11 protein-coding genes are annotated in these 13,503 nt (G+C 68.6%); 3 read left to right on the top strand and 8 right to left on the bottom strand.

Annotation, left to right across the window (positions count from 1 at the left end):
* Window positions 1-14 precede the first annotated feature (14 nt).
* From FS845_RS13300 to FS845_RS13265, 8 genes are all read right to left on the bottom strand, one after another.
* Window positions 15-3,638, bottom strand: a complete 3,624-nt coding sequence (locus FS845_RS13300) for a hydantoinase B/oxoprolinase family protein (protein ID WP_144635731.1) — start codon at window positions 3,636-3,638, stop codon at window positions 15-17.
* A gap of 140 nt (window positions 3,639-3,778) precedes the next feature.
* Window positions 3,779-4,486 (bottom strand): ABC transporter ATP-binding protein, encoded by a 708-nt coding sequence (locus FS845_RS13295; RefSeq protein WP_144635831.1) that lies wholly within the window; start codon window positions 4,484-4,486, stop codon window positions 3,779-3,781.
* 4 nt (window positions 4,487-4,490) lie between these two features.
* Window positions 4,491-5,213 carry an ABC transporter ATP-binding protein gene (locus tag FS845_RS13290; protein WP_144635728.1) on the bottom strand — a complete coding sequence of 241 codons (723 nt, stop codon included), beginning with the start codon at window positions 5,211-5,213 and terminating at the stop codon, window positions 4,491-4,493.
* Window positions 5,194-6,177 (bottom strand): branched-chain amino acid ABC transporter permease, encoded by a 984-nt coding sequence (locus FS845_RS13285; RefSeq protein ID WP_144635725.1) that lies wholly within the window; start codon window positions 6,175-6,177, stop codon window positions 5,194-5,196. Before FS845_RS13285 ends, FS845_RS13290 begins: the two co-directional genes overlap by 20 nt.
* 4 nt (window positions 6,178-6,181) lie before the next feature.
* Window positions 6,182-7,033, bottom strand: coding sequence for a branched-chain amino acid ABC transporter permease (locus FS845_RS13280; protein ID WP_144635722.1), 852 nt, complete (start codon window positions 7,031-7,033; stop codon window positions 6,182-6,184).
* A 121-nt stretch (window positions 7,034-7,154) separates the two neighbouring features.
* Window positions 7,155-8,405, bottom strand: a complete 1,251-nt coding sequence (locus FS845_RS13275; protein WP_144635720.1) for an ABC transporter substrate-binding protein — start codon at window positions 8,403-8,405, stop codon at window positions 7,155-7,157.
* A 224-nt stretch (window positions 8,406-8,629) separates the two neighbouring features.
* Window positions 8,630-9,418: a putative hydro-lyase gene (locus FS845_RS13270; protein WP_186332268.1), complete on the bottom strand. Its 789-nt coding sequence runs from the start codon at window positions 9,416-9,418 to the stop codon at window positions 8,630-8,632.
* Window positions 9,419-9,527: 109 nt separating this feature from the next.
* On the bottom strand, window positions 9,528-10,433 hold the full coding sequence (locus tag FS845_RS13265) for a LysR family transcriptional regulator (protein WP_144635714.1): 906 nt from the start codon (window positions 10,431-10,433) through the stop codon (window positions 9,528-9,530).
* A 214-nt stretch (window positions 10,434-10,647) separates the two neighbouring features.
* Here FS845_RS13265 and FS845_RS13260 point away from each other — a divergent pair, with 214 nt between their 5' ends.
* From FS845_RS13260 to FS845_RS13250, 3 genes are read left to right on the top strand one after another with little or no spacing between them, the layout of a single operon-like run.
* Window positions 10,648-11,622 carry a TRAP transporter substrate-binding protein gene (locus FS845_RS13260; RefSeq protein ID WP_144635711.1) on the top strand — a complete coding sequence of 325 codons (975 nt, stop codon included), beginning with the start codon at window positions 10,648-10,650 and terminating at the stop codon, window positions 11,620-11,622.
* A 6-nt stretch (window positions 11,623-11,628) separates the two neighbouring features.
* Window positions 11,629-12,129, top strand: coding sequence for a TRAP transporter small permease (locus tag FS845_RS13255; RefSeq protein WP_144635708.1), 501 nt, complete (start codon window positions 11,629-11,631; stop codon window positions 12,127-12,129).
* Window positions 12,122-13,420, top strand: coding sequence for a TRAP transporter large permease (locus FS845_RS13250; protein ID WP_144635705.1), 1,299 nt, complete (start codon window positions 12,122-12,124; stop codon window positions 13,418-13,420). The genes FS845_RS13255 and FS845_RS13250 overlap by 8 nt, the downstream gene beginning before the upstream one ends.
* Window positions 13,421-13,503 lie beyond the last annotated feature (83 nt).

Genomic DNA, 13,503 nt, shown 5'->3' with positions numbered 1-13,503 from the left:
GCGCGCCAGGGACGTCAAGCCGGCCCGTACCCGCCGCCTCCCGGCGTCTCGATCACGAACACGTCGCCCCGGCGCAACTGCGCGCTGTCCTGCGGCCCCAGGTCCTGCACGGAGCCATCCGCCCGCTCGATGTAGTTGCGCCCCATCCGCGCCGCGCCGCCGCCGGCCAGGCCGAACGGCGCATGCCTGCGGTTGTTCGACAGGATGGCCGCGGTCATGTCCTCCAGGAAGCGCACGCGCCGCACCCCGCCGTCGCCGCCCGGCCAGCGCCCCGCGCCGCCCGAGCCATGGCGGATCTCGTACGATTCCAGCCGCACCGGAAAGCGCAGTTCGAGCACCTCGGGGTCGGTCAGGCGCGAGTTGGTCATGTGCGCCTGCACCACCGAGGTGCCGGCGAATCCCTCGTCGTCCGGTCCTGTGGCGTCGATGCGCACCGGCCCCGCGCCCGTGCCGCCCGAGATGGTCTCGTAGTACTGGTAGCGCGCGTTGCCGAACGTGAAGTTGTTCATCGTGCCCTGGCTGGCGGCCAGCACGCCCAGCGCCCCGTACAGGGCGTTGACCACGCACATCGAGGTCTCGACGTTGCCCGCCACCACCGAGGCCGGCGGGCCCGGCCGCAGCATCGAGCCTTCCGGCACGATGATCTCGATGGGCTTCAGGCAGCCCGCGTTCATGGGGATCTCGTCGTTCACCAGCGTCCGGAACACGTACAGCACGGCCGCCACCGAGATCGCGCCCGGCGCGTTGAAGTTGTTGTCCAGCTGCGGCGAGGTGCCGGTGAAATCCACCACCGCGCTGCGCGCCTCGCGATCCACCTTGACCGCCACGCGCACCACCGCGCCGTTGTCCAGCGGGTACTCGTAGCGGCCGTCCGACAGCACCGAGATCACGCGCCGCACGGCCTCTTCGGCGTTGGCCTGCACGTGCCCCATGTAGGCCCGCACCACGTCCAGCCCGAAGCTGTCGCACATGCGCAGCAGCTCCTGCACGCCCTTTTCGTTGGCAGCGATCTGCGCGTGCATGTCGGCGATGTTCTGGTCCGGGTTGCGCGTGGGCCAGCGGCCCGATCCCAGGATCTCGCGCGCCGCCGCGTCGCGGAATTCGCCGCCGCGCACGATCTGGAAGTTGGTGAACAGCACGCCCTCTTCTTCCACCGTGCGGGAGTCGGGCGGCATCGAGCCCGGCGTGGTGCCGCCGATGTCCGAGTGATGCCCGCGCGAGCCCACGTAGAACAGGATCTCGCGGCCCGCCCGGTCGAACACCGGCGTGATCACCGTGATGTCGGGCAGGTGCGTGCCGCCGTTGTACGGGTCGTTGACCACGTAGGCATCGCCCGGCTGCATGCGGCCCGCGTTGGCCCGCATCACGGTCTTGATGGACTCGCCCATCGAGCCCAGGTGCACCGGCATGTGCGGCGCGTTGGCGATCAGGTTGCCCTGGTCGTCGAAGATGGCGCACGAGAAATCCAGGCGCTCCTTGATGGTGACCGAGTACGCCGTGTTCTGCAGCCGGTAGCCCATCTGCTCGGCGATCGACATGAACAGGTTGTTGAAGACCTCGAGCATGATGGGATCGGCATCGGTGCCGATGGCGCGCCGCTGGGCGCGGGCCTCGACGCGGCGCAGCACCAGGTGGTCCAGCGCCGTCACCTCGGCCTGCCAGCCGGACTCCACCACGGTGGTCTGGTTGGGCTCGGAGATGATGGCGGGGCCCGCCATCACGTCGCCCGGCACCAGGTCTTCGCGCACGTACAGCGGGGTGTCGCGCCAGGCGCCGCCGCTGTACATGCCCACGGTGCGCCGCGCCTGCAGCGGCTGCGAACGCGTACGCGTCACGGGCGCCTCGGCCGCGGTCTCGCCGCCGCCGCTGGCCTCGACCGACACCGTGTCCACCACCAGCTCGCGGCCCGGCATCAGGAAGGAATAGCGCTGGCGGTACGCCGCCTCGAACGCGGCGCGCGCCTGGTCGGGCGTGCCGTACGGCACTTCCAGCGCCGTGTCGGTGCCGCGGTACTTGAGGTGCAGCCGGCGCTGCACGGTGATGGCGCTGGCCGGCACGTGCTGGCGGCGCAGTTCGCCTTCGACCTCGGCGGCCAGGCCGTCCAGCAAGGCGTCCAGCTCGCCCACCAGCTCGGGCGACAACACTTTCTCGACCGTCTTCTGGCGCATCTCGGTCTGGTCGGCCAGGCCCATGCCATAGGCCGACAGCACGCCGCCCAGCGGATGCGCGTACACGGTGCCCATGCCCAGCGCGTCGGCCACCAGGCAGGCATGCTGCCCGCCCGCGCCGCCGAACACCGTCAGCGCATAGCCCGTGACGTCGTGGCCGCGCTGCACCGAGATGCGCTTGATGGCTTCGGCCATGTTGCCCACGGCGATTTCCAGGAAGCCCTCGGCCAGCTGCTCCGGCGTCATCTCGCGGCCGGTGGCCTCGCGCACCTCCCGCGCCATGGCGGCGAAGCGTTCGGCCGCGGCCTCGCGGTCCAGCGGCTGGTCGGCATGCGGGCCGAACACACGGGGGAAGAAGTCGGGCTGGATCTTGCCCAGCAGCACGTTGCAGTCCGTGACCGCCAGCGGACCGCCGCGCCGATAGCACGCCGGACCGGGATTGGCGCCGGCGGAATCCGGGCCCACGCGCAGCCGCGCGCCGTCGAAATGCAGGATCGAGCCGCCGCCGGCCGCCACGGTGTGGATGCTCATCATGGGCGCGCGCATGCGCACGCCGGCCACCCGGGTCTCGAACTCGCGCTCGAGTTCGCCGGCGTAGTGCGACACGTCGGTGGACGTGCCGCCCATGTCGAAGCCGATGACGCGGTCGAAGCCCGCCAGCTCGCTGGTGCGCACCATGCCGACGATGCCGCCCGCCGGGCCCGACAGGATGGCGTCCTTGCCGCGGAAGCGGTGCGCGTCGGTCAGGCCGCCGCTGGACTGCATGAACATCAGGCGGATGCCGGGCAGCTCGCCCGCCACCTGGTCCACGTAGCGTTTCAGGATGGGCGACAGATAGGCGTCGACCACCGTGGTGTCGCCGCGCGACACGTACTTGATCAGCGGGCTGACCTCGTGCGAGACCGATACCTGCGTGAAGCCGACGGCGCGCGCCAGCTCGGCGGCGCGCTGCTCGTGCGCGGGCTGCAGCCAGGCGTGCATGAACACGATGGCCACGGCGCGCAGGCCGTCGTCATAGGCCTTCTGCAGGCCCTCGCGCAGCGCGGCCTCGTCCAGCGGGCGCACCACGCCGCCCTGGGCGTCCAGGCGCTCGTCGGCTTCCAGCACCGACTCGTACAGCATCTCGGGCAGCACCACGTTGCGGTCGAACAGCCGCGGCCGGTTCTGGTAGGCGATGCGCAACGCATCGCGGAACCCGCGCGTGGCCACCAGCAGCGTGCGCTCGCCCTTGCGCTCCAGCAGCGCGTTGGTGGCCACGGTGGTGCCCATCTTCACGCATTCCACCTGGTCCGCCGGCACGGGCTCGCCCGGCGCCAGGCCCAGCAGCTTGCGGATGCCGGCGACCGCGGCGTCGCGGTACTGCTCGGGGTTTTCGGACAGCATCTTGGCGGTGGTCGTGCCGCCATCGGGACGGCGCGCCACGATGTCCGTGAACGTGCCCCCACGGTCGACCCAGAATTGCCATTTCATAAGAACATCCTCGAAAACGTTCGTACACGGGCGGCTGGCACCGCCCCGCGCGTCCGCCGCCCGAAGGCCGGCACGCAAGGGGCCGCGGCGCCCAGGATCCGGGCGCCGGCAGCCGACAGGAAAAGTAAACGATGTGGGCGCTACATGCCCAGGTAGGCCCGGCGCACCTCGTCGGACGCGGCCAGGTCGGTCGCGCTGCCCGACAGCGCCACGCGGCCGCTCTGCAGCACATAAGCGTGCGCGGCCACCTCCAGCGCCTGCGCCATGTTCTGCTCGACCAGCAGCACCGTCACGCCGCCGTCGCGGTTCAGCGCCGCCAGCGCGTCGAACACCTGTTCGACCAGCAGGGGCGACAGGCCCAGGCTGGGTTCATCGATCAGCAGCAGGCGCGGGCCGCTCATCAGCGCGCGGCCGATGGCCAGCATCTGCCGCTCGCCGCCCGACATGGTGCCCGCCAGCTGCTCGCGCCGTTCCTTCAGCCGCGGAAACAGCGTGTAGACGTGCTCCAGCCGCTGCCGGTACACCGTCTCGTCGCGCACCGTATAGGCGCCCAGGCGCAGGTTCTGCTCCACCGGCTGGCGCGCGAAGACGCGCGCGCCCTCGGGAATCAGCGCGATGCCCTGGGTGACGAGCTTCTCTGGCGGGGTGCCGGTGATGTCGCGGCCCTCGAAGGTGACGCGCCCGCTCTGCGGCCGCACCGCGCCCACGATGGACAGCAGCGTGCTGGACTTGCCCGCGCCGTTGGCGCCCAGCAGCGCCGCGATCTCGCCGTGCCGCACCTGCAGCGACACGCCGCGCACGGCCTGCACGCCGCCATAGGCCACGTGCAGGTTCTCCACTTGCAGCATCAGCTCAGACACGATGCTTCCTCCCCAGATAGGCCTCGATGACCGCCGGGTCGCGCACCACCTCGGCGGGCGTGCCCTGGGCGATCATCTGCCCGAAATTCAGCACCACCACGCGGTGCGCCAGGCGCATCACCACCTCGAGCACGTGTTCGACGATGACCAGCGTGACGCCCGCGGCATGGATGCCGCGCAGGATCTCCGCCAGCGCGATGGCCTCGGACGGGTTCAACCCGCCCGCCACCTCGTCCAGCAGCATCATGCGCGGCCCGGTGGCCAGCGCGCGCGCCAGCTCCACCCGCTTCTGCCCCGCCACGTTCAGTTCGCCCGCCTTGACCTGCGCGCGGTCGGCCAGTCCCACCAGTTCGAGCACGCGCTGCGATTCGCGGCGCGCGTCCTCCAGCCCGGGATGGCGCAGCAGCGCGCCCACCATGGCGTTCTCCAGCACGGTCATCTGCCCGAAGTTGCGCGGGATCTGATAGGTGCGCACCAGCCCCATCGCGGCGACCTGCTCGGGCCGTTTGCCCAGCATCGAGGCGCCGTCGAAGGTCACCGTGCCCGAGGTGGGCGCGTGATGGCCCACCAGGCCGTTGAACAGCGTGCTCTTGCCCGCGCCATTGGGGCCGATGATCGCCAGGATCTCGCCCGCCTGCACGGACAGCGAGATGTCCTTGTTGGCGACCAGCCCGCCGAAGCGCTTGGTCAGGTTATCAACGTCCAGCAGAGCCACGGCGCCTCCAAAGGGTTACCAGTCCACCCGGCAGGAACATCGTCACCAGCAGGATGGCCAGGCCGAAGATCAGCAGGTCCAGGCCCAGGCCCGAGCTGCCCCACATCACCCGCGTGCCCTCGGACAGCGGCAGCAGCAGCGCCGCGCCGATCCACGGGCCGACCAGCGTGCCCACGCCGCCCAGGATGGCCACCAGCACCACCTGCACCGACATGGTCAGGCTGAACATCGACTCGGGGTCGATGAAGCCCACGTACATGGCGAAGAACCCGCCCCACATGCCGGTCATGCCCGCCGACAGCACGAAGGCCAGCATCTTGTAGCGGTCGGCCGGCACGCCCAGGCTGCGCGCGGCCTCTTCGTCGCCGTTGATCGAGCGCCAATAGAAGCCCGTGCGCGAGTGCACCAGCAGATAGGTCGCGCAGAAGGTCAGCAGCGCCATGCCCACGGCGATCCAGTAGTACGGCACCTTGCTGCGGAACAGCAGCATCCACGGCGCGTCGCCGATGGGCGCTTCCAGCCCCACGGCGCCGCCCGCCCATTGCCAGTTGATCATCAGCAAGAGGCCTATCTGCAGCAGCGCGATGGTGGCCATGGCGAAATAGTGGCCCGACAGCCGCAGCGTCGGTCCGCCCACCAGCCACGCCAGCGCCGCGCTGATCAGGCCGCCCAGCGGGATGCCGATCAGGGGCGTCAGCTTCAGGTGCTGCAACAGCAGCAGCGTGGCATAGCCGCCCACCCCCACGAACACGCCGTGGCCGAACGAGATGCGGCCCAGGAAGCCGCCCACCAGGTTCCAGCACGCGCCCAGCGCGCCGAACATGATGGCCAGCAGCAGCACCTGCAGCGTGAAGGCGTCCTTGACCACGACGGGCACCAGGGCCAGCAGCACGGCCACGCCGGCCGCCGCCGCCAGCGGCCACATCGGCCGCAGCTTCACGTCGGAAGAAATCGATTGCGTCATGGCGTCACCACCTTCCGAACAGGCCCCGGGGCCGATACCACAGCACCAGGATGAACAGGATGAACACGCTGACGGTCTTGAGGGCCGGCGCGACGAAATAGCCCGTCATGGCCTCGATGATGCCGATGGCGATGCCCGCGATGAAGGCGCCCGGCAGCGAGCCGAAGCCGCCCATGCACACCGCCACGAAGGCCAGCAGGCCGAACACCGTGCCCACCGAGGGAAACACGTAGAAGAACGTGGTCAGCAGCGCGCCGGCCAGGCCCACGGCGGCGCTGCCCAGCATCCATACCTGCGCGTTGACGCGGTCGGGCGAGATGCCCACCAGCGCGGCCACCTTGCGGTCCTCGGCCACGGCCTGCAGCGCATGGCCCCAGCGGGTGCGGTAGACCAGCACGAACAGCGCGGCCACCACGGCCAGCGCCACGATGCCGGTGATCACCTGCGGCCGGCCCAGCGAGATGCCCGCCAGGCTGACGCTGCCGGACACCAGCGTGTCGGGCAGGCTGCGGTAGTCGGGCGAGAAAAAGATGAACGCCAGCTGTCGCAGCACCAGGCCCAGCCCGAAGGTGGCCAGGATGATGGCCATGGCCGGCCCCCGCTGCAGGCGCCGGATGACCAGCGCATAGGTCAGGAAGCCGACGAAGGCCAGCACGATGGCGACCAGCGGGGCCGACAGCGTGGGATCGAGATGGCCCAGGGTATAGAGCCAGTAGGCGGCATACATGCCCAGCATCAGGAATTCGCCGTGGGCGAAGTTGATGACGTCGGTGATGCCCCATATCAGCGCCAGGCCTACCGCCACGGCGGCGTAGATCAGGCCGTTGAACAGGCCGGCGGAAAGCGCTTCGAACATGGTTCAGCCCTCCCGCCGCCGGGCGTGCAGGCGCGACGCGCCCCCGACCGGCAGTGCAAGTAGATGCTTCATTGGATGCTCCCGCGACGGGCCCCGCGGCCCGCCGCTGTCGGCCAGAGGTTTACTTCCAGGTGAACGGAACGGTCGGCAGGCTCTTGTCGGCGCGGTACTTCTCGGGCCATACGGTCTGGTACGAGGCGCCCTTCAGTTCCAGGATCAGGCCCGCGCCCTGCGTGTTCTGGCCCTTGTCGTCGAACTTCACGCCGGCCCACGGCATGGCCACCTGCGCTTCGGTCAGGCTGGTGGCGGCCAGCGCCTTGCGGATGGCTTCCGGATCGGTCGAGCCGGCGCGGTTGATGGCATCGGCCAGCACCAGCACGCCCTGCATCGAGCGCGCGTTGTTGCCGTTCAGTTCCTTGCCGGTCTTGGCCTTGTACATGTCGTTGATCTTCTTCAGGCCGGCCTTGGCGGCGGCCACATCGCTGCCCCACACGTCACGCGTCAGCACGCCCTGCACCTGCGGGCCCACTTCCTGCACGAAGCGCGAGTCGATGAAGCCCGCGTCGTTGGCCAGCAGCACCGGCGGCGCGTACTTGGTCTCGCGCATGGTGCGCACGAACAGCATGGCGTCGGACGTGTAGCTGGCGAAGATCGCCACGTCGGGCTTGGCCGCGGCCAGCTTCTGCACTTCGGCGGTCACCGAGGCCGAGCCGGCGCTGTAGGCGATGTTGGCCACCAGTTCGCGCTTGTACTGCTTGGCGAACTTCTCGACGGCCTTGTACGTGTTCACGCCGAAGTCCGTGTTCTCGTATACCACGGCGATCTTGGCCGTGGGCACCTTCTGGATGGTATCCAGGAACTGCATCATGTTCTCGACGAAGGTGTCGTCGTTGGGCGAGGTGCGGAAGAACCACTTGTAGCCGCGCTCGGTCAGGTCCGGGCTGCTGGATTCGCCGTTCAGGTAGGGAATGCCGCGCTGCTCGGCCACGCGGCTGGCGGTCTTGGTCACCGCCGACTGGTAGGCGCCGGTCAGGGCGACCACCTTCTCCTGGTCGATCAGGCGCTGCGCGTCGGCCAGGCCCACTTCCGGCTTGCCCTGCGTGTCGCCGAACACCACTTCCAGCTTGGCGCCGCCCAGCTTGTCCAGGCCCGAGCCCACCGCCAGCGGCAGGCCTTCCAGTTCAGGATGCGGATTGTTGACGATATCCACCGCCAACTCGATGGCGGCCTTGATCTCGGCGCCGGTCGAGGCCAGCGCGCCGGACAGCGGATACAGCGCGCCGATGCGCACGGTCTTCTGCTGGGCATGAGCGGGCAGGCCCACGGTCAGCGCAAGGCTGGCGGCGAGACCTGCGATGAGTTTCTTGTTCATGACGACTCCTGAATATTCCGTTCGATTGAGACTGCAATGGGCAAAGCAGACTGCGGGCCGGCGGCCCGGCAAACGCGGGATGCGCCGCGCCGCCGCGCGTCGTGCGGCACGCGGCGGGCCCGGGCGCCGCACCTTTCCCCTGTCCTATCATGGATCGTTATGGGATGCGGCACCCGGCGCCGGCGCGCGCGGCCTCGCGGCCGCGGCGCCGGAGTGAAGCGGAATCAGAAAACGGCCATGCGGCTGTTCAGCAGGTCGGTGACCAGCATGTGGCCGGGCGCGTGCGTGATGCAGAACTCCGGCTTGACCGCCGTCACCACGGACTGCGGCGTGACACCGCAAGCCCAGAAGACCGGGATCTCGCCGTCGCGGATCTGCACCGCGTCACCGTAGTCCGGCTTCGCGATGTCGGCAATGCCGATCAATCCGGGGTCGCCCAGGTGCACCGGCGCGCCGTGCACCGACGGAAAGCGCGACGTGACCTGGATGGCCCGGATGGCATCGGCCGCCTTCAGCGGACGCATCGACACCACCAGCGGGCCGCCGAACACGCCGGCCTGCTGCGTCGCGATATTGGTGCGGTACATCGGCACGTTGCAGCCTTGCTCGATGTGGCGCACCGGCAGGCCGTTGTCCAACATGGCCTCCTCGAACGAAAACGAGCAGCCGATGAGAAACGACACCAGGTCGTCGCGCCACACGTCGCGCACGTCGGTGGGCTCGGACACCAGCTCGCCGTTGCGCCACACGCGATAGCGCGGGATGTCGGTCCGGATGTCGATGTCGCGGCCCAGCGCCGGAAGCGCCGGGTTGCCGGGTTCGGACATGGACAGCAGCGGACACGGCTTGGGATTGAGCTGGCAGAAGTGCAGGAAGTCCGCGGCCAGCGCGCGCGGCAGGATGGCCAGGTTGGCCTGCACGCGGCCCGGGGCCACGTTGGCCGTGGGACCCGCCAGCTTGCCGCTGCGGGCTTCCAGGCGCGCCAGATACCCAGGATCGACGTCTTGCGTCATGGTCAAACCCCTTGTGGTCTTGTGTTTGTGTAGACGCATTCCACAGGAAGACGCCCGCACCGTCCAATCACAAGTTGCGATACGCCCTGATCACAAAAACTTATCAGGGTTAAACCGGATGGCGGGCTTCCTCTTCGCGCGCGATCCGCACCGCTTCCTCGGCGACGCGGCGCGCCACCACGCTGTCCGGGCCGCGCATCCAGCTGGCCGTGTAATGCAGCGGCGGCAGCTCGGGCGCCTTCACGTCCAGCACGCGCAGCTCGCCCTGCGCGATCTCCTTGTGCAGGAACACCGGCGCGATCACCGCCGTGCCGATGCCGTCCTGCGCCATGCGCACGATCACGCTCAGCGCCGAACTGCCATACATGCGCGGCGTCGCCACGCCCGCGTCCAGCAGCATGCGGCGCACGGACTGGTGCGGCTCCGTGGTCGACGAATACGTGATGATCGGCCACTGCGCCAGGCGCTGCAGCGTGATGGGCTGGCGTCCCACCTTCAGCTTGGGGCCCGCCAGCCAGCGCAGCGGGTACGTGCATAGCGGCAGGTTCTCGGCGCGGGCCTCGTCCACCGGACCCAGCAGGAAGGCCAGGTCCAGCTGATGAGAGACCAGCTGGGTTTCCAGCGCCGTCGTGGTGTCCACCTGGATCTCGACCATCAAGGCCGGATAGGCATCCGACAGACGCTCCATCAGGCGCGACAGCCAGGTATGCACGATGGTTTCGGACACGCCCAGCCGCAGCGTCCCGCTCATCACATTCTTGGCCCGGGCGGCCTCCTGCATGTCGCGCCGCATCTGCAGCATGCGTTCGGCATGCGACAGCAGCTCGTAGCCCTTGGCAGTCAGCGTGATGCCGCGCGCGTCGCGCTCGAACAGGCGCACGCCCAGGTCGGACTCCAGCGACGCGATGCGTTGCGAGATGGCGGGCTGGGTGGCATTGAGTTTCTCGGCCGCCGCGCGGAAGCCGCCCAGCGTGGAGACCCAGAAGAACGTCTCGATGTTGCGCAGGTCGATCACGCGGCTAGGCTCCGGAAGATGCGGTGGTCGGGGTGCCTACGATAGCCGCTGCCGGGCGGAATTCATAACGCGCGCCAGTCCTAGTGATTACCCGTAAACCCATTGTCCATGCGCCTTTGCTGCGCGCGTGCGCCGTAGAATTGCCTTGCTTTCGCGGCTCTGAACGCTGCTTGCCGCGATTCCGAATCCTTAACTGCTCATCAAGGACTTCCCCATGTACAAGCGAGTTTCCCTGCTGGCCGGCGCCGCCGTGCTGGCCTTCGGCTCTGCCGCCAGCGCGCAGACCAAATGGGATCTGCCCAGCGCCTACCCGGCCAGCAATTTCCACGTCGAGAACCTGACGAACTTCATCAAGGACGTCGACTCGCTGACGGGCGGCAAGCTGAAGATCACGCTGCACAACAACGCCTCGCTGTACAAGGCGCCCGAGATCAAGCGCGCGGTGCAGGGCAACCAGGCCCAGGCCGGCGAGATCCTGCTGAGCAACTTCGCCAACGAAGATCCGGTGTACGAACTGGACGGCCTGCCCTTCCTGGCCTCGGGCTACCAGGCCTCGTACAAGCTGTACCAGGCGCAGAAGCCCTACCTCGAGAAGAAGCTGGCCTCGCAGGGCATGATGCTGCTGTACGCCGTGGCATGGCCGCCCCAGGGCATCTTCGCCAACAAGGACCTGCGCCAGATCAAGGACATGGCAGGCCTGAAGTGGCGCGCCTACAGCCCCGTCACCGCCAAGATCGCCGAACTGGTCGGCGCGCAGCCGGTCACCGTGCAGCAGGCCGAACTGTCGCAGGCCATGGCCACGGGCGTGATCGACTCGTACATGTCGTCGGGCTCGACCGGCTACGACACCAAGACCTTCGAGTACATCAAGAAGTTCTACGACACCCAGGCGTGGCTGCCCAAGAACGCCGTCATCGTCAACAAGCGCGCCTACGACGCGCTCGATCCCGCCACGCAGGAAGGCTTGAAGAAGGCCGCGGCGCAGGCCGAGGAACGCGGCTGGAAGCTGTCGGAAGAAAAGAACACCTGGTACCTCGAACAGCTGCAGAAGAACGGCATGGAGGTCGTCAAACCCGCGCCCGAGCTGCGCGAAGGCCTGGGCGCCATCGGCAAGCGCATGCTGGACGACTGGATGAAGAAGGCGGGCCCCGACGGCCAGGCCATGATCGAAGCCTACCGCAAGCAGTAATCGCCCATGCGCCGTTTCCTCGACAACCTGTACGGCGTGGCCGGCCTGCTGGCCGGCCTGTGCACCGTGGGCGTGCTGGCGGCGGTGCTGGCGGGCATCGCCGCCCGCCAGTTCAGCCTCAACGTGCCTGGCACGGATGCCTATGCCGGATACTTCATGGCCGCCGCCGGCTTCCTGGCCCTGGCCAGCACGTTCAAGCATGGCGAGCACATCCGCGTCACCCTGCTGCTGAACTCCCTGGCCCCGGCCGGCAATCGACGGCTGGACATCTTCGCGCTGGCCGTCGGCGCGCTGCTGGGCGCGGCGTTCGCGTTCTACAGCATCAAGCTGGCCTACGACTCCTGGCTCTACAACGACGTCTCCACCGGCAACGACGCCACGCCGCTATGGATTCCGCAGCTCACCATGGCCGCCGGCACGCTCCTGTTCCTGGTCGCCATCGTCGACGAACTGGTCCGCCGCACGAAGGGCATGGCCGCACCTACCTCGCAGCAAACCCATGAATGAAATCCTAGTCATCACCCTGCTGGTCGTCTCGATCTTCCTGCTGCTGGGCTGCGGAGTCTGGGTCGGCCTCACGCTGGCGGGCACGGCCTGGATCGGCATGGAGATCTTCTCCAGCCGCCCCGCCGGCGACGCCATGGCCGTGACCATCTGGGGCGCCTCGTCCAGCTGGACGCTGACGGCCTTGCCGCTGTTCCTCTGGATGGGCGAGATCCTGTTCCGCACGCGGCTGTCCGAAGACCTGTTCAAGGGGCTGGCCCCCTGGCTGAACCGGCTTCCCGGCCGGCTGCTGCACACCAACGTCATCGGCTGCGCCATCTTCGCCGCCGTCTCCGGCTCGTCCGCGGCCACCTGCGCCACCGTCGGCAAGATGACCATCCCCGAACTGACGCGGCGCGGCTATCCGCAGGACAAGATCCTGGGCACGCTGTCGGGCGCGGGCACGCTGGGCCTGCTGATCCCGCCGTCGATCATCATGATCGTCTACGGGGTCGCGGCCGACGTGTCCATCTCGCGGCTGTTCATCGCCGGCATCGTGCCGGGCATCATGCTGGCCCTGCTGTTCATGGGCTACATCGCCTGGTGGGCGTTGCGCAATCCCAAGGCCGTTCCCGAAGCGGATGCCGGCATGACGCTCGCCCAGAAGCTGCACCAGTCGCGCCACCTGATCCCGGTCGTGCTGCTGATCTCCGCGGTGCTGGGCTCGATCTACACCGGCTTCGCCACCGCCACCGAGGCGGCCGCCGTCGGCGTGGTCGGCGCCCTGGTGCTGTCGGGACTGCAGCGGTCGCTGACGCGCGAAAGCTTCATGCAGTCCCTGCTGGGCGCCACGCGGCTGTACTGCATGATCGCCCTGATCCTGGCCGGCGCGCAGTTCCTGACGCTGGCGATGGGCTACATCGGCCTGCCGCGCGCGCTGGCGGAATGGATCGGCGGCCTGGGCCTGAGCCAGTTCTGGCTCATCATGGCGCTGATGGTGTTCTTCATCATTCTCGGCTGCTTCCTGGACGGCATCTCGATCGTCGTGCTGACCATGGGCGTGCTGCTGCCCACGGTCCAGGCGGCCGGCATCGACCTGATCTGGTTCGGCATCTTCATCGTGCTGGTGGTCGAGATGGCGCAGATCACGCCGCCAGTAGGCTTCAACCTGTTCGTGCTGTCCGGCATGACCGGGCGCGAACTGCCCTACATCGCGCGGGTGTCGCTGCCGATGTTCTTCCTGATGATCCTGGCCGTGCTGCTGCTGTACTTCCTGCCCGGCATCGCCACCTGGCTGCCCCGGCAGATGATGTAGCGCGCATCACGCCCGCCAGGCAAAAAATGCCCGGCACTTCGTGCCGGGCATTTTCTTGTCTGAGTTGCCGTCGCGGCACGGCG

The sequence above is a fragment of the Bordetella genomosp. 13 genome, assembly GCF_007679965.1.
Lineage (GTDB): Bacteria > Pseudomonadota > Gammaproteobacteria > Burkholderiales > Burkholderiaceae_B > Bordetella.
Note: the sequence above shows the minus strand (reverse complement) of the source record. Positions and strands in the feature narration are given on the sequence as shown.

Coding starts and splice junctions, on each gene's coding strand:
- FS845_RS13260 (WP_144635711.1), top strand. CDS start 10,648: ATGTACAAGCGAGTTTCCCTGCTGGCCGGCGCCGCCGTGCTGGCCTTC.
- FS845_RS13295 (WP_144635831.1), bottom strand. CDS start 4,486: ATGCTGCAAGTGGAGAACCTGCACGTGGCCTATGGCGGCGTGCAGGCC.
- FS845_RS13300 (WP_144635731.1), bottom strand. CDS start 3,638: ATGAAATGGCAATTCTGGGTCGACCGTGGGGGCACGTTCACGGACATC.
- FS845_RS13270 (WP_186332268.1), bottom strand. CDS start 9,418: ATGACGCAAGACGTCGATCCTGGGTATCTGGCGCGCCTGGAAGCCCGC.
- FS845_RS13285 (WP_144635725.1), bottom strand. CDS start 6,177: ATGACGCAATCGATTTCTTCCGACGTGAAGCTGCGGCCGATGTGGCCG.
- FS845_RS13255 (WP_144635708.1), top strand. CDS start 11,629: ATGCGCCGTTTCCTCGACAACCTGTACGGCGTGGCCGGCCTGCTGGCC.
- FS845_RS13250 (WP_144635705.1), top strand. CDS start 12,122: ATGAATGAAATCCTAGTCATCACCCTGCTGGTCGTCTCGATCTTCCTG.
- FS845_RS13275 (WP_144635720.1), bottom strand. CDS start 8,405: ATGAACAAGAAACTCATCGCAGGTCTCGCCGCCAGCCTTGCGCTGACC.
- FS845_RS13280 (WP_144635722.1), bottom strand. CDS start 7,033: ATGTTCGAAGCGCTTTCCGCCGGCCTGTTCAACGGCCTGATCTACGCC.